General features: G+C 55.8%; 21 protein-coding genes and 2 pseudogenes. 12 read left to right on the top strand and 11 right to left on the bottom strand.

Going from position 1 to position 19,982, the window contains the following annotated elements:
* Nucleotides 1-150 precede the first annotated feature (150 nt).
* A complete protein-coding gene (locus tag MHM84_RS09820; protein ID WP_239265507.1) occupies nt 151-603 on the bottom strand; it encodes a YaiI/YqxD family protein in 453 nt (150 codons plus the stop codon).
* Nucleotides 604-1,024: 421 nt separating this feature from the next.
* Between MHM84_RS09820 and MHM84_RS09815 the strand changes: the two genes are divergently transcribed.
* Entirely contained in the window at nt 1,025-2,740 is a 1,716-nt protein-coding gene (locus tag MHM84_RS09815) for a DEAD/DEAH box helicase (protein WP_239265505.1), read from the top strand.
* A 233-nt stretch (nt 2,741-2,973) separates the two neighbouring features.
* Here the strand turns inward: MHM84_RS09815 and MHM84_RS09810 are convergent.
* The 3 genes and pseudogenes from MHM84_RS09810 to MHM84_RS09800 all read right to left on the bottom strand — a co-directional run.
* Nucleotides 2,974-3,339: pseudogene (locus tag MHM84_RS09810) on the bottom strand (transposase); the annotation flags it as partial.
* A gap of 131 nt (nt 3,340-3,470) precedes the next feature.
* Nucleotides 3,471-3,989, bottom strand: a complete 519-nt coding sequence (locus MHM84_RS09805; protein WP_239265503.1) for an RES domain-containing protein — start codon at nt 3,987-3,989, stop codon at nt 3,471-3,473.
* A complete protein-coding gene (locus MHM84_RS09800; RefSeq protein WP_239265501.1) occupies nt 3,986-4,405 on the bottom strand; it encodes a DUF2384 domain-containing protein in 420 nt (139 codons plus the stop codon). The genes MHM84_RS09805 and MHM84_RS09800 overlap by 4 nt, the downstream gene beginning before the upstream one ends.
* Before the next feature lie 96 nt (nt 4,406-4,501).
* Between MHM84_RS09800 and MHM84_RS09795 the strand changes: the two genes are divergently transcribed.
* The 4 genes from MHM84_RS09795 to MHM84_RS09780 all read left to right on the top strand — a co-directional run bounded on the left by MHM84_RS09795 (nt 4,502) and on the right by MHM84_RS09780 (nt 5,944).
* Nucleotides 4,502-5,059, top strand: a complete 558-nt coding sequence (locus MHM84_RS09795; protein WP_239265499.1) for a tyrosine-type recombinase/integrase — start codon at nt 4,502-4,504, stop codon at nt 5,057-5,059.
* 74 nt (nt 5,060-5,133) lie between these two features.
* A complete protein-coding gene (locus MHM84_RS09790) occupies nt 5,134-5,370 on the top strand; it encodes a type II toxin-antitoxin system Phd/YefM family antitoxin (RefSeq protein ID WP_229804353.1) in 237 nt (78 codons plus the stop codon).
* On the top strand, nt 5,367-5,768 hold the full coding sequence (locus tag MHM84_RS09785) for a type II toxin-antitoxin system VapC family toxin (RefSeq protein ID WP_239265496.1): 402 nt from the start codon (nt 5,367-5,369) through the stop codon (nt 5,766-5,768). Before MHM84_RS09790 ends, MHM84_RS09785 begins: the two co-directional genes overlap by 4 nt.
* A 26-nt stretch (nt 5,769-5,794) precedes the next feature.
* Nucleotides 5,795-5,944 carry a hypothetical protein gene (locus tag MHM84_RS09780; protein ID WP_239265493.1) on the top strand — a complete coding sequence of 50 codons (150 nt, stop codon included), beginning with the start codon at nt 5,795-5,797 and terminating at the stop codon, nt 5,942-5,944.
* Between the two features lie 1,318 nt (nt 5,945-7,262).
* On the opposite strand, the gene MHM84_RS09775 is transcribed toward MHM84_RS09780, so the two are convergent.
* Both MHM84_RS09775 and MHM84_RS09770 read right to left on the bottom strand, forming a co-directional pair.
* A complete protein-coding gene (locus MHM84_RS09775) occupies nt 7,263-7,919 on the bottom strand; it encodes an acyl-homoserine-lactone synthase (RefSeq protein ID WP_239265491.1) in 657 nt (218 codons plus the stop codon).
* Nucleotides 7,920-8,006: 87 nt separating this feature from the next.
* The gene (locus tag MHM84_RS09770; protein ID WP_239265489.1) at nt 8,007-8,732 is read right to left on the bottom strand and encodes an autoinducer binding domain-containing protein; all 726 of its coding nucleotides are present in this window, start codon (nt 8,730-8,732) and stop codon (nt 8,007-8,009) included.
* Between the two features lie 698 nt (nt 8,733-9,430).
* Between MHM84_RS09770 and MHM84_RS09765 the strand changes: the two genes are divergently transcribed.
* The 4 genes and pseudogenes from MHM84_RS09765 to MHM84_RS09750 form a co-directional block, all read left to right on the top strand.
* Complete coding sequence (locus tag MHM84_RS09765) at nt 9,431-10,501, top strand: TauD/TfdA family dioxygenase (protein ID WP_239265487.1); 1,071 nt, start codon at nt 9,431-9,433, stop codon at nt 10,499-10,501.
* Entirely contained in the window at nt 10,498-11,697 is a 1,200-nt protein-coding gene (locus tag MHM84_RS09760) for an amidohydrolase family protein (RefSeq protein ID WP_239265485.1), read from the top strand. Before MHM84_RS09765 ends, MHM84_RS09760 begins: the two co-directional genes overlap by 4 nt.
* Before the next feature lie 29 nt (nt 11,698-11,726).
* Nucleotides 11,727-12,671 carry a hypothetical protein gene (locus MHM84_RS09755; RefSeq protein WP_239265483.1) on the top strand — a complete coding sequence of 315 codons (945 nt, stop codon included), beginning with the start codon at nt 11,727-11,729 and terminating at the stop codon, nt 12,669-12,671.
* Nucleotides 12,672-12,740: 69 nt separating this feature from the next.
* Nucleotides 12,741-13,064, top strand: a pseudogene (locus tag MHM84_RS09750) (transposase); the annotation flags it as partial.
* Nucleotides 13,065-13,514: 450 nt separating this feature from the next.
* Here MHM84_RS09750 and MHM84_RS09745 read toward each other — a convergent pair.
* Both MHM84_RS09745 and MHM84_RS09740 read right to left on the bottom strand, forming a co-directional pair.
* Nucleotides 13,515-14,840 carry an APC family permease gene (locus MHM84_RS09745; RefSeq protein WP_239265481.1) on the bottom strand — a complete coding sequence of 442 codons (1,326 nt, stop codon included), beginning with the start codon at nt 14,838-14,840 and terminating at the stop codon, nt 13,515-13,517.
* A gap of 51 nt (nt 14,841-14,891) precedes the next feature.
* Nucleotides 14,892-15,707: a carbon-nitrogen hydrolase family protein gene (locus tag MHM84_RS09740; protein WP_239265479.1), complete on the bottom strand. Its 816-nt coding sequence runs from the start codon at nt 15,705-15,707 to the stop codon at nt 14,892-14,894.
* 113 nt (nt 15,708-15,820) lie between these two features.
* Between MHM84_RS09740 and MHM84_RS09735 the strand changes: the two genes are divergently transcribed.
* Nucleotides 15,821-16,615, top strand: coding sequence for a helix-turn-helix transcriptional regulator (locus tag MHM84_RS09735; RefSeq protein ID WP_239265477.1), 795 nt, complete (start codon nt 15,821-15,823; stop codon nt 16,613-16,615).
* Here MHM84_RS09735 and MHM84_RS09730 read toward each other — a convergent pair.
* From MHM84_RS09730 to MHM84_RS09720, 3 genes are all read right to left on the bottom strand, one after another.
* Nucleotides 16,612-16,836, bottom strand: coding sequence for an FAD-dependent oxidoreductase (locus MHM84_RS09730; RefSeq protein ID WP_239265475.1), 225 nt, complete (start codon nt 16,834-16,836; stop codon nt 16,612-16,614). The two genes, MHM84_RS09735 and MHM84_RS09730, sit on opposite strands and share 4 nt — an antisense overlap.
* Nucleotides 16,837-16,919: 83 nt before the next feature.
* Nucleotides 16,920-18,110 carry an amino acid aminotransferase gene (locus MHM84_RS09725; RefSeq protein ID WP_239265473.1) on the bottom strand — a complete coding sequence of 397 codons (1,191 nt, stop codon included), beginning with the start codon at nt 18,108-18,110 and terminating at the stop codon, nt 16,920-16,922.
* A 1-nt stretch (nt 18,111) separates the two neighbouring features.
* A complete protein-coding gene (locus MHM84_RS09720; protein ID WP_239265471.1) occupies nt 18,112-18,450 on the bottom strand; it encodes a 4a-hydroxytetrahydrobiopterin dehydratase in 339 nt (112 codons plus the stop codon).
* A gap of 4 nt (nt 18,451-18,454) precedes the next feature.
* Between MHM84_RS09720 and MHM84_RS09715 the strand changes: the two genes are divergently transcribed.
* Both MHM84_RS09715 and MHM84_RS09710 read left to right on the top strand, forming a co-directional pair.
* Nucleotides 18,455-19,219 carry a DUF99 family protein gene (locus MHM84_RS09715; protein ID WP_239265469.1) on the top strand — a complete coding sequence of 255 codons (765 nt, stop codon included), beginning with the start codon at nt 18,455-18,457 and terminating at the stop codon, nt 19,217-19,219.
* A 66-nt stretch (nt 19,220-19,285) separates the two neighbouring features.
* Complete coding sequence (locus MHM84_RS09710) at nt 19,286-19,936, top strand: alpha/beta family hydrolase (RefSeq protein ID WP_239265467.1); 651 nt, start codon at nt 19,286-19,288, stop codon at nt 19,934-19,936.
* Nucleotides 19,937-19,982: the final 46 nt, after the last annotated feature.

The raw sequence follows: 19,982 nt of genomic DNA, 5'->3' as shown, positions 1-19,982 counted from the left end.
CCGCGTTCGTGGCTTGCGCGCTTCGGATAGGAACAAAATCCCTTTTGCCTATCCTCAATCGCCGTCCTGGCGATTGGCGCGCGCCACTTCACTTGTAACAGCGTCCTTGCTGACTGCATTTGCCGCATCGCCTTGCCAAACTCCAACTGGTCACCGCTCTTGCTTCGCCAGCCAGCGATCCAGCGCATTGGCGAACTCGCGCCGTTCGATGTCTCCATAGCCCTTGGGCCCGCCGGTATGTTCGCCGCTGGCGCGCAGTGTCTCCATGAAATCGCGCATTTGCACTCGGGCACGGATGTTGTCGGGTGTCAGCGCTTCGCCGCGATTGGTCATCACGTGGGCGCCCTTGTCGAGCGCCTCCATGGCCAGCGGCAAGTCGGCGGTGACCAGCAGGTCTCCCGGGGCGATGCGTCGAACGATCTCGTTATCGGCGGCGTCGAAGCCGCTCGATACCGACAATGGTTTGACCCAGCGTGACGGCGGCAATGGCAAGGCGTGGTTGGATACCATCCAGGTCGGAACCTGGGTGCGTTCGGCTGCACGTATCAGGATGTCTCGTGCAGCGCGCGGGCAGGCATCGGCATCGACCCAAAGGGTGGGCATCGATCAACGCTCCAAAATGATTCGCAGGTGAATAAAATGTAGAAAAAAGTCTCACAAGCGTGTAGTATGCCAGCTCCTCGCATGTGTTGACCCCCACCATCCTAATCGATTCGCCCTCAAAGATGCCTTGCGGCAGAGGACGTATCTGTTCACGGCGCATTGAAGAGGCTCCATACGAGCCGACAAATGAGCGCTCGGTGCATAGATGGAACGCCACAGGAACCCGTTTGGTTCGGCGTAAAGGTCGCCACACTGTTCGTCTTTCACTGCATCCTGCGGTGACGGTCATGAAACGGACAGGACGCAGGTGCGACCCGGTGCCATGTCTCGTTGCTTCGTTCACGCGAACGGCAATTGGAAGCGACAAGGCGCCACGACATTCATCAGCCGGTGAAACGACACCGGTGATTCAAGGTGTGATATGACCTCGACTTCTATTGCCTCGCCGAGCTTCGGCGATCTGGCACTGCTGCCTGCTGTACTCTCTGCTCTGGATACCCTGGGCTACGAAACGCCTTCGCCGATTCAGGCGCAGACCATTCCGGCGTTGCTGGAAGGGCGTGACATGCTGGGCCAGGCCCAGACCGGTACCGGCAAGACCGCTGCATTTGCGCTGCCGTTGCTGAGCAAACTCGAATTGAACCGTCGCGAGCCCCAAGTGCTGGTGCTGGCGCCGACCCGTGAACTGGCACAGCAGGTCGCCGTGTCGTTCAGCAAGTATGGTCAGAACCTGCAAGGGCTGGAAGTGGCCAGCTTGTGCGGTGGCCAGGAATATCGTGAGCAGCTCGGCGCCCTGCGTCGTGGTGCCCAGGTTATCGTCGGCACGCCGGGCCGTGTGATCGACCACCTCGATCGCGGCAGCCTCAAGCTCGATGGCCTGTCGGCACTGGTGCTCGACGAAGCCGACGAAATGCTGCGCATGGGCTTCATCGATGACGTCAAGCGCGTGGTTTCCGATACGCCGACCGACGCCCAGCGCGTATTCTTCTCCGCCACATTGCCGGCCGAGATCGAGCGCATCGTCAACCGTTACCTGGTCGACCCGGTCAAGGTCGCCATCGAATCCAAGGCCGATACCGCGGCCAGCATCGATCAGCGTCTGGTACGTGTCGACGGTGCCGCCAAGCTGGAAGCGCTGTCGCGTATCCTCGAGGTCGAGCCGGTCGATGCGGCAATCGTCTTCGTGCGGACACGTGCTGCCTGTACCACCTTGGTCGAGCAACTGACCGCGCGTGGCGTCAACGCCGCTGCACTGTCCGGGGATCTGGACCAGAGCCTGCGCGAGCGGACCGTGGCGCGCCTCAAGAAAGGCAAGATCGACGTTCTGATCGCTACCGACGTGGCCGCTCGCGGCCTCGACGTACCGCGTATCACTCACGTCATCAACTACGATCTGCCGCAGGACTCCGAAGCCTATACGCACCGTATCGGACGTACCGGTCGTGCCGGTCGCTCCGGGGTGGCAATCACCTTTGCCGGCTTCCGCGAGACCCGCAAGGTGCGCTGGCTGGAGCAGGCAACCGGTCAGACCATGGCCGATACGGAACTGCCCGACGAAGCGGCGATTCGTGCCAATCGTGACGAACGTTTCCGTGAGCGTGTAATCGGAGCGCTGACTGCCGGTGCCGAAGAGCAGCGTGCATTGGTCGAGCGCCTGATTGGCGAAGGTCACGATCCGGTCGAGCTGGCCTGCGCCTTTGCCGCCATGGCGCGTGCCGATGAGGCACCGATCGGTCGTCTGCCCAAGCCGGGAGCGCGCAACGAGCGCGAGCGTACGTCGGCACCGCGTGACGGCAAGCCGCCGCGCCGCCGCGACAGCGGTCCGTCCGAGGGCATGACGCGTTATCGCGTCTCCGTCGGCCACAAGGACGGCGTCAAGCCGGGCCAACTGGTCGGTGCCTTGGCCAATGAGGGTGGCATCGAAGGCTCACGCATCGGACGTATCGATATCCGTAACGCCTTCTCGGTCGTCGAGCTGCCCAGCAGCCTGCCGACCAGCATCCTGGCCAAGATGGCTCGTGCCCGCGTCGCTGGCCGGCCGCTGGAAATTGCCGAGGACAGTGGTGCGCCCGAGCGTGCCCCGCGTCGTCGCAGCAATGACGGTGATGCGCCGATCCGCCGCACGTCGCGTGCCTGATCGCTACATCGAGTAACTGACCGTCGAGGCCGGAGCATATGCTCCGGCCTCAGACTGCTGACGAACCCCGCATTTTTGCGGGGTTTCCTGTTTCTACATTCGCTCTCGTTGCTCGCTACGGAATGGGGTGCTAAGACACGATTCATATCGAGGTGGTGAGAATTGAGGCTCTCAAGCGGAAATGGGCCTTCCTGAAGGCCTCTCCGGGCGTGAAAGATCGAGGCGCAGCCCTCTCAGGCTGCCAAAGCGATCTTCTTGAGGTTCTGTGCTGCGGCACAGAGCAACGCCTGCTCTCGCATTCCCGCGATTCCCCGCATTCGCGCATACCGGTAGCCGTGGAGCTGCTTGGCATCCGCGAAGCTGCGCTCCACCGTCTCCTTGCGCCGCACGTAAAGGCGTTTGCCTACCGGCTCCAGCCGGCGACTGTCCACCCGCTCCTTGGCGTCCTCCCAGACATGGCGAGTCACCGTCTTGCGATGGTGTTGATTGCGGGTGCAGATCGATAGGCGTGGACAGGTCCGGCACCGTGCCGGGTCCGAGTGGTAGTGGCGGTAGCCGTCCCGGTTGGTGGTCGCGTAGCGCAGCATCTGGCCTTCGGGCAGCAATACGCGTCCTGGTCCTGACTATTACACTCAATAGGAGGTGGTGCGAGATGGGCGAGTCCTCGCGACAGAGGGAGAAGGGCTCTGCGGGCAGCGCCTGGGTCTGGGGGAAGGAAAAGTTGCCGCGGTTACGGCCAGGATGTTTGGTCGACAGGCAGCCGGCCGTCAGGGTCGTAGGCGTTAAGCCGATCCTGATCGGCCAGCGCGTCGGTGAAGACCACAAGGTTGACGCCGCCCGGGTTGGCGGCCGATGGAAACAGGATCCCGCTGGCGCCAGCCTCCAAGGCCAGGCCGCCGAGCAACCAGCTAGGCGGCTCAACGCGCTCGTTGAACCAGAGCCTTCGCCAGTCACAACTCATTTCCTGCCAGAGCGCATCCCACTCAGCTGAGTACCCATGGCTGAAGTCGACCACGGTGGCCAACTCCACTGTGTAGCTCACAATCAGTCCGGGAGGCATCAGTGTCGAGAGCTGCCGGTACTCCTCGAGGGCGGTCAGCTCATCTAGTGCCAGGTAAAGTGCTGACACTCCGATCCGATTGAGGCGCCCGCCATGCTGGGCGGCGCCAGCCCCACTGGTTGGCGCGATCGCCCAGCGGGGGACATGGACACGATAAGCCGGTTGATCAGCCAGGCTAGTAAGGATCATCCCGCCGCGCCCGCACTGAGCGATTGCACGTAGCGCAATAGATCCTCGGCGCGGCCCTCACTGACCAGCTGCTCAGGCGTCTTGAACTCGAATACGCTAATCGGTTCGTTGCGGAACCAGAACGCAGCATCCTGGAAGCTGCCATTAACGCCAGCCGCGGCGCCCATGACTCGTACCGCATCCCGTAGGTAGGCCTGCAGCTTTTCGGCGCCTTGGGCACGGTTTACGGTAACACGGTGGACATGGGCCCGGGAGGCAAGCGTCTGCACATCCATACCCAGAGCCAGACAGAACATCCTGGGGCTGATGATCGGGCTTTTGGTTTGCCGTGCTCGTGCTTTCAAGTCAGCGAGGAACTGATCGAAGGTGTCGGGAGCGTCGTATTCGGACGGCTCTTTGATAGCCTCAGCGTTCATGGCCAAATCTCCCTGCAGATTTGCAGCGATATTGCTACATAAATGCATCATAGCCATGCAGATTACCCACGTCCACTTTCCGTGAACAGGGCATGGATGCTGGTGGTAGGCTGCGTTACCGAGCTGGCGTTGCTCCGTGTCGATGATGTTCTCTACCCCAGTGGGGCGATCCGGGAGGAGGTCTACCTACGGGCAGAGATCACTAAGGGCTGTCGGCCGCGCAATATCCACCTGACCCATGAGAAATGCATCGCTGCGATTAATGCCTGGCTTGATGTGCGACAGTACCGAGGCTGGGGGCTCTCCGGCGACAGTGCATACCGTGGCTTCCTACCTCACACCAAGCTGGTATTGACGCACAAAGGGAGAAGCTTCGAGCTGGCCGTGAAACGGCGTAAGCTCGATTCGGGGCTTATGGAGTACCGGGCCTGTGACGCTCTTCAGCAGACGATGAGTCGGCTGTACCGGCAAGCAGGCATCAAGCTCGGATCTAGCCATAGCGGACGCCGCACACCCGCAGCAAGGGTGCTGGCAGCCACTGGTGATGTAGAGACGGTGCAGGCCGTACTGGGCCACCAGGAGCTGGATCACACCAAGCCATACTTGACTGTCGATCAGGTGACAATTCGGCGGGCGTTTGAGATGGCGCTTTAGGATGATGACTACTTGCCATGGTCATCATGGTTGCTTTATCTTGGTGACTAGGCATGATGACTAGGGGTATGACCATGCATTCTGAAGAGGTATCAAAATCTCAGTTCAAGGCGCGGGCGCTGGAGTTCTTTCGCCAGGTTGAAGCGTCTGGCGAGGCGGTCATTGTGACTGACAAGGGGCGTCCCACTATCGAAGTACGCCGCTATAAGGCAGATCAGCGCTCACCTCTTGAGCGACTGCGCGGCAGCGTTATCGAGCTGGCTGATCCCTTCGAGCCAGTGGGCGAGGAAGACTGGGAGGCGCTGCGTTGATCGTCTTGGACACCCACGCCCTGCTGTGGTGGGTCAACGGTGACTCCCAGCTCTCGCAGAGCGCCCTTGAGACTATTGAGCATGAGCTTCTAGCGGATGATGGCGAAATCCTGATATCGGCAATCTCCGCGTGGGAAATTGCGCTGCTGGTCGAGAAGGAGCGCCTCACGCTATCGATGGCCACCGACGACTGGCTGGATACCGTAGAGGAGATCGAGGGGGTCCGCATTGTAGCTGTCGACGCTGCCACGGCAGTTGAGTCAACCCGGCTCCCCGGAGAGTTCCACAAAGACCCGGCAGATCGGATGATCGTGGCATTGGCCAGGCACTACAACGCTGAGCTGATCACGGCGGACGAAAAGATTACAGCCTACCGGCACGTCAAAACGATCTGGTAGCCGAACTATCGAGGAAAGAAAAAGGTATGCAGCATAAAGGTGATTTGATTATCACTGATCAACAACACACCTCAGGACAGGTCACCGGGACAACCTATGTCAAAGCTGGCGGAACTCTGGTTGCCCATGGCCAGCTTGCGGGAGGTTTGATCATCGAACCGGCGGAAAGGCGGTAGTCCATGGTCAGGTTTCTCGCAACATTGTGAACTAAGGAACACTAGAGCTATTGGGTCAGGTATCAGGGAAGGTTATTGGCAATCCTCCCATCAACCAGGTGAAGCCGGAACAGGTAGTTGGCAAAAACCTGGAAGTTCCGTTCCGGGGCAAAAGTACATCTTGGTCCTATACCTGTTAGAAAGTCATCCGGATGCCGGACTCGTCAAAACCCTGCTATCGATTCTGTTAGCAGATACAGTCGAGGCGATTCTGCCTCTCTCAGGTTTACGCTAGCAGCGCCGATAAAAAGAAGTGGGAAGGCAGATGAAGGCAATTGCTTGCTGCCATTCACTTAAAATCTATGGGGTGGTGGGCGCTGGAAGTCAACATTCTGTTAGGGCACCGCTTTGTTTGCTCGCGCTGCCAACAATTAAGTCTGGGCTGTTGAGTATATTGCAATGTTACGACCGTACGAGTACGCATAGACAGAGTTTGAACAGGCACGGGACGAGAATCTGTGGATACGCTGCCTGGCAGAGAATGACTACGACGAACGCTTAGCGAAGGGCCAGTACATACGGGAAACCGCGGAACGCATTGAAGAAACAACTGATCTGTCAGCTCTTCAGGAAGAACAGGAGAGCCTCAATGAACAGCCCACGCCTGAGGAGGTCGAGAATAGCCGGGCGCGCTGGGAACAGCACAGCCGCCAATTTGAATCACGCAACCATATCAGCTCGCCTTGGCACCTCTGGACTCACCCTGGCATGGGCATTGTCATGGGGATATTGCTTTCCCTATGGATCTATGCCAGTGGTCACTGGTACGCCGCCGAGGGGTTCTTGAGCGCTAGCTGGGTTGTGTTGGCTTCAGTAGTCCACGCCGTACTTTCCGCAATGGTGGGATTCTCCCTTCTTTATAACTTGCGCTGCGTGGTCGGATCGAACCCGTTCAACGGGCCGTACCTTGAATATACAGGGCCAGGGCTAGTTGCACTGACCAGCTTATATTTCCTGTTTTGAGTTCCGGGCTGGTCGGACAGGATTCGGCAAGGAGCATGAGCCAGCGGACGGACATAAACCCGACACTGTGATTTTAGCGACGAACACAAGCAACCTTCATAGGAAAAGATCGTCGGGCCAATTCTTGATCTTCGAATAATTAATCGGCTCCAATGCCGACAGTAGCCACCTAAGAAAAGCTGGTGGAACTGTCCATCAGCGAGCAGATCCATGAGGACGATGCTTGGCTGGCGCCGATGAGGGGCTTTCACTGTCTGGGGGTTGCGGCCCTATGGAGGTAAGCATGTCCAGTAGCAAGTTTTTATAAAAGGAAAAGCTAGACAGATATCCTGGTTTTTTCCTTGTAACGGGCATCATTGCACAACATACGGTTATGTAAATGACTTTGTTGATAATCAACATGAGCAATGTGATAACGGTAAATATTAGTAAACATAAGCGCAATCAAATTATCACCGTCTTTAGTTATAGGGTCCCCCATCCTTCTGGTAGAAATATTATTTCTCTTAAAGTACCTTTCCATTTCCATAGTCGTTACTGCCACAACTGACCTTGCACCGCGGCTCCATGCATATGCTAATGCTTGTTTAAATATTTTTATAGGAAGAGTTTTATCGAAGGGGGAATCTACAGCGAATCTAGATACTTCCCAGGTCTCATATTCCCAGGTCTCATATGAGAAAGGCAGCTCTTCGATGCATAGAAAATCGAAATGCTCAGAAAGCAAATAAGGCTTACTAGAAGGTATTAGCCTAGAGCAGCCAATAATGTTGCCATTAGCTTCTTCAGCGATTGTATAGTATGCGTCCTTGGTGTCGTACTGATCGATTTCCAGCTTATTAAAATGATCGGTAGTAGGGATGTTCCATTTTAAGCGCTCGATAAAAACACAATATCTAAATTTGGAGAGCTTTAAAAAAGAATCTCTTGGGATTTCGCCATACGAAGCAGTGTAAATTTTTGTTTTTTGCACTTTGATTTCCTGTTTACCTGCACCTCCTTAAATAATAACGCTGCGCTTGATTTCGAGGCAACTACTAGAAATGGTAGGTGCTCAAAGTTAGATAAGACCCAAAGCAATCGCACGTGCCGCAGAAGCGGTTTTGTTATTAGCTCCAAGCTTATGTTGTATGTTCTTCATATGGAAATTAATAGTATGTACTGTAATTCCTAATATAATAGATATTTCTGAAGCGCTCTTCCCGTCGGCGGTCCATTGGAGTATTTCTTTCTCTCTTGGACTGAGTAAAATTTTTTCCCCACCTAAAGGATGGCTATTAACTTCACACATCCTATCGTAGGAAAGATCAAGCAGGCATTTAAGCGTTAGGTTAAGTATCGGCTCTTCATTTTTAGAAATAGCATCATAACTTCTGGCAAAAGATAGTATTTGGTATGTGTTATCAAAACCTCTAGTGGTGAAAGTGGCCCCGTATTTTAACCCCCATTCATTTGCTTCACTAAATAGCTGGGGGCTTTCTGCGTGTAGGCTTTTATCCCACACAACAAGCTGTTTTAGTTTTACGCCTCTCTCAATAGAAGGATCATGAGATCCATAGTTTTTGGCTTGATATCGCTCTACCCAATCCTGTGGGTAATTGCCTAAAATGCAAGTCCTTGGCCTTGAGAACGGAGCAGTAGTACGCACAGCATACGCGAAATTATTAAACCCAAGGGAGGATGCTTCTACATCGATAATTTTAAGTATTTCTCCGTAGTTAGAACAGTTAGAGATTTTTTCGTTCATCTTAACCCACCAGTCAACAAAGCTACTATTGTTTTTCATGATAGGCTCGCTTCCCTTTAGCCATTAAAAGATGAATGGCATGCATTAAAAAATATAGCTTAATTATAACAAAGAGTAAGTGTGATCTGTATTAAACTTACGTATGTGGTTCGATTTTATTATGCTAGCGGATGCTGGGCTAGTAGCAACAACGTGTTTTAAATGTATTTATTAATGCATTCATGCCAAAGGAAAAATAACATTGTATTGTAAATTTTTTATGAACGCTATATTTATTTTTTGTGATTATTTTAGGCGCATAGAAATTATAAAGGTTGGGTGAGTTTCTTTATTGCTGACTTAGAGAATAGCGTTGTTGTATTAACTGTGCTGTGCTTTTATTGAAAATTTAACGTCAGCGTAATAATTAGGCAAAAATGACCCGAAAGGCGCTGGTTAAGGGAGATTCCAATAATCCGGAAGGGAAGTGATCTGTAATTGTCTACAAAAGATGAGCTGAGAGGAATATATAACATGCTGAAATAGATAAAGATTTAAGATTCTTCTTATCCAGTACATTCTAATATACTACTGGCCTACTAAAAATAGCAGGTTGCCGTCTGCTTCCAGTGTGACGATACTCAAGTAAAAAGATCAAAAATGCTCTTCATGTCAATGAATGGGTATGGGTGCAACAAAAGTAGGGCAGTGGCCGGGGATAAAGGAATAAGGCTAAATAACTTATTGAGGAGGTTAGTATGAGTGTCGCAGCTTCAGAATTAGATGCTTATGTACTGACGGATGAAGAGAAAGAGGCGGTCCGTAAAGCTTTTTTAGGGATCGAATATGACCCAAAGGGCTCGCTAGATTACATATCTAAAGTCCGAACTGCAGCATATAAAAACTTCCCTTCTGGGTTAATTAGCCATCTTGAGCTGCAAAAGCACAGTGATGTATCTTTTAGTATTTTTGAAAACCTTCCCGTAGATAATGTATTTGGTAGCCCCTTAAACGATGCGAATAGCCAAGATTACAAAGATGGATGTCTCTCGGAAAATATTGTCGTAGCATTCGGCTCTGTAATAGCGGAACCATATTCAATTTATTTTGAAGGGAAAAATATAGTTAATAACTTGGTCCCACATCCTGTGGCAAGGAATGATTTTACGGGTATCGGCTCTGCAGTTGACTTGGACTTTCATACTGAAAATGCTGCCCAGGCATATGATGAATGTGGTGATATTTCTCCAGTTGGGTTGTTGCTTTCTGGGGTTCGCGGAGATCCCAACAATGTTGGGGTGGGTCCGAAAACGCTTCTATCAGATGCACGGAAAGCCTTAAAGCTGCTTGACGATAAAGATATTGAAATTTTGTATAGCAAAAGCTTCTTCATTAAAGATCCCTACAGATGGCGCGGTAAATATTTTGGCGATCGGTCTGATAATAAGGACGTTTTTCTTCGCCCTGTGCTAAAAGGACCTGTAGACCATCCCCATGTTACTGTGGCCTTTTATCCTGACATGGTGCAGCCAGTAGGGCCTGAAGCGGACCTGGCCTATACCAATTTTCATGAAGCCATTAAACATGTCTCTATCGGCATTGATATCGAGCCAGGCCGGCTGGTGTATGTAAACAATCGCTTCACTCTTCATTCGAGAGAAAAGTTTAACGCCACTCAAGATGAGAATGGAAGGCCATATCGGTGGGTGCAGCGAGTATTTGTAACTAACAATCTTTGGAATTTCCGTTCATTTACGAGATATGGGGATCGAGTATATGACCCCAGCACTCACTCCCCCTCGGCATACCAAGTCGAGGTTATGAGATGAAACAGGAAGAGGTGGTGTCTTATAAGAGTGTTATTTATAATATCGGAACTCTATTGACTGGCGACATTAACAGCCCAGTTTTCGATGCAGATACAATCATTTGCTGCGATGGGATTATTTCCCATATCGGTTTTTCTCAGGAACTTGACTTAAGCGAAGCGGATCTTATGGTTGATGCAAACCAAGCTACAGTTATGCCTGGTTTTATAGATAACCATACCCACCCGACCTTTGGTGAGTATAGCCCCCGTTCCGGTAATCATGACTGGATCTGGCACTGCCTTCAGGGAGGGGTTACAACAGCGATCTCAGCCGGGGAAGTACATGTGCCCGGTTTGCCTGAGGATCGTGCAGGTATAAAAGCTATGGCAATCGCTGCACAGCGTTCTTTTGCGAATGCTAGGCCTTCTGGGATGAAAATGCTGGCTGGATCTCCTTTGCTGAATGAAGAGCTAACTGATGAAGACTTTGGAGAGTTAGCTGCAGAGGGTATCAAGCATTTAGGTGAGGTCGGTATCGGTCCTGTTAAATCGACGAGCAAAGCAGCTGAGTTAGTCGCCATGGCTCGCAAACATGGCATGATATCAATTTCACATACTGGCGGCCCGTCAATACCTGCTTCGAAGAGGATGAGTGCTGAAGATATACTTGAGATTGCGCCAGATATAGTTGGGCATATCAATGGTGGTTATACAGCTCTCCCCCGCGACCAGATTCAGTGTCTTTGTGAAACATGCCTAGGAGCGCTTGAGATCGTTCATAATGGTAACGAATTTGCTGCATTGTTGACTTTGAATTATGCTAAAGAAATGGATCAGCTTGACCGAATCGTAATTGGCACAGACGCACCTGCAGGTTGTGGAGTACCGGCTCTAGGAATACTTAGAACGATAGCATTGCTAAGTAGTTTTGGCGACATCGCCCCTGAGCTCGTTGTATGCTTTGCGACCGGCAATACCGCTAAGGTAAGAAAGTTGAATTGTGGTTTGATTGAAGTTGGAAAAGAAGCCGATATATCTATCTTCAGCGCACCATTAGGAGGCGCTGACAAGACCGTTTTAGGAAGTCTGAAAATCGGTGATCTTCCAAGCGTCACATCGGTATTAATTGATGGTAGGTTGGTGATTCGCCAATCTCAAAATACACCTCCCCCAGAGACTCCCCCCTCTATAGTTGAGCGGCGAGCTATACTCTGAAGTTTTAGCGCAGTTATAAGGAATTTACAATGCGCGATTTTTTAATGTGGATAACAAAAAAAGGGCCTACTGTATTAGCCTTTGGTTGTATAAGTGGCCTGATGGTACCTAGCTTGGCGGACTTTCTTCGCCCTGCCATGCCGGTAATGGTCTTTATATTTGTTGTAGGCACGTTATTAAGAGTTGATAATTCTGCCATTTTTAGATCAGTTAAAAATCTTCAGGTTTCAGTTATTTTCCCACTAATTTTTATAGTTGCCTGCCCATACATCATAGGTATCTTTACTAATTTTGTGACTGAAAATAGAGAGTTGGCGCTCGCTATTGCCTTGGCGACTGCTTGCCCCCCATCCAGTGGTAACTCAGCTGTGGCACGTATGCTTGGACTCGATCCCACCACCGCACTAGTGGCAACATTGTGTTCCATGGCGATGGTCCCGATTACAGGACCTCTTATTTTGCATATTTTTGCCAACGATCTTGGCGTATCTATCGATCCGTATGAGCTAGCTATAAGGTTAACAGTTTTACTTGTTGCTTCAGAGTTAACAGTCATTCTAATACGCAAAATATACCCTCATTTGGTTCATGATCACGGCCTCGCCATTGATGGAGTCGTTGTCATCGCACTTTTCGTTTTCGCATGCGGTACAATGAGCGGGATGCAGAATATGATAGTAGAAAACCCTTTGCTTGCCATTGGTGTCATTGCGTTCGTTTATGGGGTTAATTTCTTTATGATGATTACCTGTGGAGCCCTATATATAGGTGATCGGAATGCAAGAGCAACCATCGGTCTTACAGCAGGAAATCGTAATGTAGGGCTATTATGGTCAATGCTAGGGCTTTCGATTTCGCCGACAATTACTTTTGTGTTTGCATTGTCACAGTTACCGATATATACGATGCCAAAGATATTGCAGTATCTATTACCTCGCTTGGGCTTCGTAGAGAATAGACCTAAAGCCTCATAGGCTAGGTGTATGGTCCCGAAGAGTAATGGTCTATCTTACGAGCCACTATCGGAGGATTACCCATTGACCTGCACCCGCAATCAACACCATCGCAAGACGGTGACTCGCCATGTCTGGGAGGACGCCAAGGAGCGGGTGGACAGTCGCCGGCTGGAGCCGGTAGGCAAACGCTACGTGCGGCGCAAGGAGACGGTGGAGCGCAGCTTCGCGGATGCCAAGCGGCTCCACGGCTACCGGTATGCGCGAATGCGGGGAATCGCGGGAATGCGAGAGCAGGCGTTGCTCTGTGCCGCAGCACAGAACCTCAAGAAGATGGCTTTGGCGGCCCGAGAAGGGCCGCGCCTCGATCTTTCACGCCCGGAGAGGCCTTCAGGAAGGCCCATTTCCGCTTGAGAGCCTCAATTCTCCCCACCTCGATATGAATCGTGTCTTAGCACCCCATTCCGTAGCGAGCAACGAGAGCGAATGTAGAAACAGAAAACCTCGCAAAAATGCGGGGTATGTCGGCAGTCTGAGTCCGGAGCATATGCTCCGGCCTTTTTCGTTGGCGCCTTGACCGTAGCGCCCCTTACCTTCAACACTGGAAATGCGCTGACACATTCAGCCCTCGAATCTTCGCTATCCGTTCATCCTTCGCAAGGAGGTTTCATATGGCCAAAGGCGATCATCGTAGCAAGCGTGGGAAGATCACTCGTGGCAGTCACGGCCGCCGACGCCCGCGCACCGAGCGTCAGAAGAACCGGCTCAAAGAGCGTGGTTACTAGTCACACGAAGCATCGACCGGCGGTAAACGAAAACACCCACCACGGCTCGTGGTGGGTGTTCTTTAGTGCGGCAGGTCGTTCAGCCTTCGTCGAAGTGCAGGGCAGGCGGCGGTTGACGGAAGCCACGGGTCAGCCAGATCAGCCAGGCAAGACCACAGGCCAGCCAAAGACTGCCGAGCGTGATGGCCAGATGGTCGAGACTGGCCATCAGCCACAGGATTGCGCCTATGCCGATCAGTGGACAGACCAAAAACCACAGCGTATCGAGGCCGCCACGACGGCGTTCCTTGAGGTAGTAGTGACCGATGACTGCCGCATTGACCAGGGCAAAGGCCAGGAACGCGCCGAAATTGATAAACGAGGCGGCGGAGAGTACGTCCATGGTCAGGGCCAGCAGTGCCACGATGGCGCTAAGACACAGCCCGCCGACCGGCGTGCCGAACTTGCTCAACCGGCCCAGCAGGCGCCTGGGCAACACGTCGTCGCGACCCATGGCGTAGAGCAGGCGTGCGCCACTGGCCTGTGCGGCGATGCCCGAGGCGAACTGGCCGACGATCAGGCCGATCAGGAAGATCGAGACGAAAATGTCACCACCGATGTTGCGTGCGATGTCATAGGCGGCGGCATCCGGGTTGGCGAAGTCGGTACTGGGAGCGGCGAGTTGCACGAAGTAGGACACGACGATGAAGATCAGGCCGCCGATCAGGGTGATCAGCAGAATCGCGCGGGGCAGGGTGCGCTTCGGGTCCTTGGTTTCCTCGGTCAGGGTGGTCACTGCATCGAAGCCCAGGAAGGAGTAGCAGGCCACTGCCGCGCCGGCCATCAGCGTCGATAGCGTAGCCGAGGACTCGGCGCCGAGGAAGGGGGCCAGACTCCAGAACGGCTGTGTCGGGTCGCCGAGAATATAGTGCATGCTCAAGCCCACGAAGGCGATCAGTACCAGCATCTGAACCAGCATCATCACGCTGTTGACTGCACTGGCCAGCTTGAGGCCAAGGATGTTGATGACCGTGGTCACGGCGATAAAGGCCAACAGCCAGACCGCCTGGGGAACAGCCGGGAAGGCCGAGGCCAGATAGGCGGCACCGATCAGCCAGATCACCATGGGCAGGAACAGGTAATCCAGCAGGATCGCCCATCCGGCCAGGAACCCCAGCCGATCGTCAATGGCGTGACGCACGTAGGCGTAGGCTGAACCGGCAACCGGATAGGCACTAGCCATGCGCCCATAGCTGTGCGCCGTGAACAGCATGGCCAGTAGCGCAATGAGGTAGGTCCCGGACACGGCGCCTTCGGAAACCACGGCGAGCACGCCGAAGGTGCCCAGCACGATGATGGGCGTCATGTAGGCCAGGCCGAACAGGACCACCTGACCGAGAGTTAGGGTTTTCTTGAGTTCCGACATGGTCGGCTCCTTGCTGTCGTTGTTGTGAAGGAGGGGAGAGGCGCCGTCAGGTCAGTTCAGCAGCCAATGGCGCTGGCCGTCGGGCAATTCGCTAAGACGACCGAATAGCGGAATGCGCCGGTCGTCGAGGTAGTGATAATCGCGTCGCGCCACGGCGAGGCGCGAGAAATCGAGCGTCGCGCGTACCGTGTCTTCGTCGCGCCCCAGGGCGGTCACCAGTTGGCCGAGAGGATCGATGACGGCGCTCTCGCCGGCAAAGGTCATGTCTACGCCGCGACCAGCGCGATTGGTCATGGCCACGAAGGCCTGGTTCTCGAGGGCGCGAGCAATGGCGGTACTGCGATGCACGGGACCGTAAGGGTCCATGTTGCCATTGGTGATCACGATCAGTTCGGTGCCCATCGCTGCCAGGGCCCGGGCTGTTTCGGGGAACTCGATGTCGTAGCAGACCATCAGCCCGATGCGCCGTCCTCGCCACATACCGCACACCATGCGATCGCCCGGCGTGACCAGTTCACGCTCGTCGGGCCACAGGTGGGTCTTGCGATAGCGCAGGGCGATACCGTCCTCGGGCGTGATCAGTACCGTGGTGTTGAATACCCGTTGGACGTCGCTTTCGAGAAAACCGATGGCGATGGCCAGGTCGCGTCGCCGGCTGGCCTCCTTGAGCGCCGCCAGTTCCGGTCCGTCGAGGTCCAGGGCGCGATCCTCGGCATGACCCGGTTCGGCGAACCCGGTGAGGTGGGTTTCGGGAAAGACGATCAACTGCGTGTCGTCGTGACTGCGTTCGATCTGAGTCAGGGCTCGGTCGAGGTTATAGGCGATGTCGCCCTCTCGTCCTGACAACTGGGCGAGTTCGATCTGCATTCGACCACTCCTGTTGGGTTATTCTTGGGTGCTGGGCATGCTTTCAGTATGCCTACTGCGACACGGCTGCCTATTCCATGTGAGGGGTAACGCAAGTGGGGGATAACGCCTCGATGCGGCATGAAGAACTCGTCTGGCACCGGGGCTTCGGCTTGTTGGTCGACAAGCTCGATGCGCCGAATTTCTGGCTCAGCGTGACGCGCCTGCTGGGCGATCAAGTAGACTTCGACACGTGGGTGGCGCTGTTGTTTTCGCCGCACCGCCCGCCGACGATCTTCGCCGAAAGCGACGAGGACGACGGCAGCGACGAGCAGCTGTTCCGCGATTATCAGCGGGGGCTCTACTTGCTCGATCCCTTCTATATCGAGGCGTGCGCCCGCCCACGCACTGGCCTGCTGCGTCTCGACGATGTGGCTCCCGAGTGCTTCACCAATACCGAGTATTTCCAGCGTTATTTTCAACGCAATATCGTCGCCGACGAGATCCAGTTCAATGTCGCCCTGGACCATGAACGGGTGCTATGCCTGTCGCTGGGTTCTTCGCAGCGTTTCGACACTAGAGCAATGGGCACGTTGCTGTTGATTCAGCCTTGGCTGCTGCCGCTGATGCGTCAGCGTATGCACTTCGAGTCGGCGGACGAGCAGATAGCCGGGCCACACCCCTGGCATCCGCAGGGTACCCACTCGCCTCCGCCCGCAGTGAGCAGCCTGACCGATCGCGAGCGAGAGGTGAGCCAGTTAATGCTGGGTGGATGCTCGACCAAGGAAATTGCCCGGCGACTGGCGATTTCCGTCGAGACGGTACGCGCCCACAAGAAACATCTCTACGCCAAGCTGGGCATCAATTCGCAATCGGAACTCTTTGCCTTGTTCTGGCAGGCGCGGCAGGAAGCCTGGAATCAGGCCTAGCGTGAGTTCAGGCGGAAGGGCGCCAATGCCTCATCGTTACCCTCGAACGCCTGCTGGATGGCGCGTGCCGAGCCCATCGACAGCGTCCAACCCAGCGCACCATGGCCGGCATTGACCCACAGCCCCTCGACTCCAGTGGGGCCCAGGCGCGGCCTGCCGTCGGGTGTGGCCGTGGTCAGCCCGGCGATGCCCGCACCGGCGACGGTGATTCTCTGGGACATTAACGTATCCATGCAAAACGCCCGGGGTTGGTTCAGCCCCGGGCGTTAATCTTCCTGCTTGGCGACGCTATGCCTGACTTGGTTTACTTGACCACGGCGGCAATGGCCTTGGCCACGTAGGGCAGGTTTTCGCTCGCCAGGCCCGCCACGTTGGCGCGTCCGGAACGCACCATATAGATGGCGTACTCATCGCGCAGGCGGTCGACCTGTTCCGGCGTCAGGCCGGTGTAGGAGAACATGCCGCGCTGCTCGGCGATATGTGCGAACTGCTGGTCGAGGCCATAAGGCTTGAGCGCGTCGACGAAATCGCGGCGCAGGCCGTTGATGCGATCGCGCATCTCGGTGAGCTCCTCGCGCCAGTTGGCAGCCAGGTCGGCGGAGTCGAGAATCTCGACGACGATGGCGCTGCCGTGGGCCGGCGGGTTGGAGTAGTTCTCGCGGGCGACGATGGCGAACTGCGAGCGCACGTTCTCCATTTGCTGCTGGTCCTTGGCGATGGCGATCAGGCAACCGGTGCGCTCGCGATAGAGGCCGAAATTCTTCGAGCAGGAGCTGGTGATCAGCACCTCATCGAGATTCTCGGCCATCAGGCGTACGCCGTAGGCGTCCTCTTCCAGACCGTCGCCGAAGCCCTGATAGGCGAAGTCGACCAGGGGAAGCAGGCCACGCTCGCGAACCACCTCAAGGACTCGCTGCCACTGCTCCTTGGACAGGTCGAAGCCGGAGGGATTGTGGCAGCAGGCGTGCAGCAACACGACATCGCCCTGCGGGATCTGCTCGAGGGTGGCAAGCATGCCGTCGAAGTCGAGGCGGTTCTCGGCATCGACGTAGGGGTACTTGTGCATCTCGACGCCGGCGGCATGGAAAATGCCCAGATGGTTGGGCCAGGTCGGGTCGGATAGCCAGATGCCCTTGCCGGGCAGGTGGGTCTTGATGAAGTCCGCCGCCAGGCGCAGGGCGCCGGTGCCGCCTGGTGATTGGGTCGCACTGGCGCGCTTGGCAGCCAGGACCGGCGATTCGTCGCCCAGCACCATGGACAGGATGGCCTGGCCGTAGCGCGGATCGCCGTGCGAGCCGATGTAGCTCTTGGTGGTCTCGTTCTTCAGCAGCAGCGATTCGGCCTCCTTGACGGCGCGCATCACCGGCGTGTTGCCGTGGGCATCGCGGTAGACACCGACGCCGAGGTCGACCTTCTGCGGATTGGTATCCTTGTTGAAGGCCTCGATCAGCCCGAGAATGGCATCCCCGGGCACACGCTCTATCTGCTCGAACATTTTACTGTGCTACCTCGTCGGTTCTGGCGGCCAGAATGAAATCGTTCTTGTGCAGGCCCTTCATCTCATGGGACCACCAGGTCACGGTGACCTTGCCCCATTCGGTGAGCAGCGCCGGATGGTGGCCGGCTTCCTCGGCGATGTCACCCACGCGATTGGTGAAAGCGAGGGCCTGCTTGAAGTTGCGGAACATGAAGACACGCTCCAGTTGCATGATGCCATCGCGCTCGACGATCTGCCAATCGGGGATGTCGGCGCGATAGGTTTCCATCTCTTCGGTCGTTACGTGCGGCGCATCCCATCTGCAGGCTTCGCAGGCTTGTTCGGAAAGTCGGCTCATCGCAATGTCTCCTGTCAGGGATAGTGTAGCCGTTGTTCAAGCGTTGGCGGTCCGCTCGAGCTCAACGGAGCATGGCCGTGCCGCCACTCGCCGTTCGCTCGAATTGCCCGTCTCGCCCACACTCGATCCTGATGAGGTCGAAAGAAAGACATTTCACTGCTGTGTTTGTGCGATGCGGATCGATGCCATGGATGCCTACGCTCACTGTCGTGCCTTCTCGCACATCGTCGGTTTCGACGATTTTCCCTTTCCGCGCGGGCACTGCGGCGACGTGCCCATCGTCGGCACGATCTACTCGGGGCTGCGCCTGGAAGGCGTCGTTTCGGGCAAGGTGCAGCGCGATGGGGTGAACGCCACCCGCGTGCTCATCGAACTGGTGCGCGACAGCAAGTTCGGCGCGCACCTGCAGCTGGTCATGCTCCAGGGCGTGGCAATGGCGGGCTTCAATGTCGTCGACGTGACGCGGTTGCATGCCGCGCTGGGCGTGCCGGTGCTGGTGGTGGCACGCCACGCGCCGCGCCCGGAGGCAATGCGGCGTGCCTTGCTCGAACGCATTCCCGGCGGTGGCGCCAAGTGGGCACATGTCGAACGGCTCGGGCCGATGGAACCCCTGGCTGGCGTCCACGTGCAGCGCATGGGGATCAGCCTGCGCGAAGCCGAAGCAGTACTGCGCAGGACCGCCGTCAACGGCACGATTCCCGAGCCGCTGCGTGCGGCGCACCTGATTGCCGGCGGGATGGGCGCGGGGCAAAGCCGGGGCCGGACATGAGCATTGGAGCGCAGGGGAGGCCCTGACTACACTCCGGTGAGCATGTCGAGCAGAGGAGGGTGCCCCATGGATCGGCAGAACGTGACACTCGAGGTCGATGACGTCGCGCTGGAGGGCGACCTGATCGTGCCCGAAGGAGCGTCGGGCATCGTCGTCTTTGCGCATGGCAGTGGCAGCAGTCGCTTCAGTTCGCGCAACCGGCAGGTGGCACGCTTTCTCAGCGAGCAGGGGCTGGCGACGTTGCTGTTCGACCTGTTGACGCCGGAAGAGAACGTCATCGACGAGCGTACCCGGGAGCTGCGCTTCGACATAGGCCTGATCGGGCGGCGCATGACCGGTGCCGTCGACTGGGTCGCCCGGGCCGAGGCGACCCGCGGGCTGGCCATCGGTCTGTTCGGCGCAAGCACCGGTGCGGCCGCGGCCTTGATCGCTGCGGCGAACCGGCCGGCGCAGGTGCGGGCCGTAGTCTCGCGTGGCGGCAGGCCGGATCTGGCCGATGATGCCCTGCCCGAGGTCGAGGCGCCGACACTGTTGCTGGTTGGCAGTAATGACGCGCCGGTCATCGGCCTCAACGCGCAGGCGCGTGAGCGCATGCAGGCGCATTGCGAGCTGACCCTCGTCCCCGGCGCGACTCACCTGTTCGAGGAACCGGGAACGCTCGAGGAAGTCCAGTCCCTGGCGAGTCGCTGGTTCGTGCATTACCTGAGCGTTGACTGACATCGCTCATGACCCTCGCCGAGTCCCTTGGCATAATGGCGGTTTT

This window comes from Halomonas sp. McH1-25 (genome assembly GCF_022348165.1).
GTDB lineage: Bacteria > Pseudomonadota > Gammaproteobacteria > Pseudomonadales > Halomonadaceae > Modicisalibacter.
The sequence above is the reverse complement of the archived record's forward strand: the minus strand, read 5'-3'. Positions and strand labels throughout refer to the sequence as shown.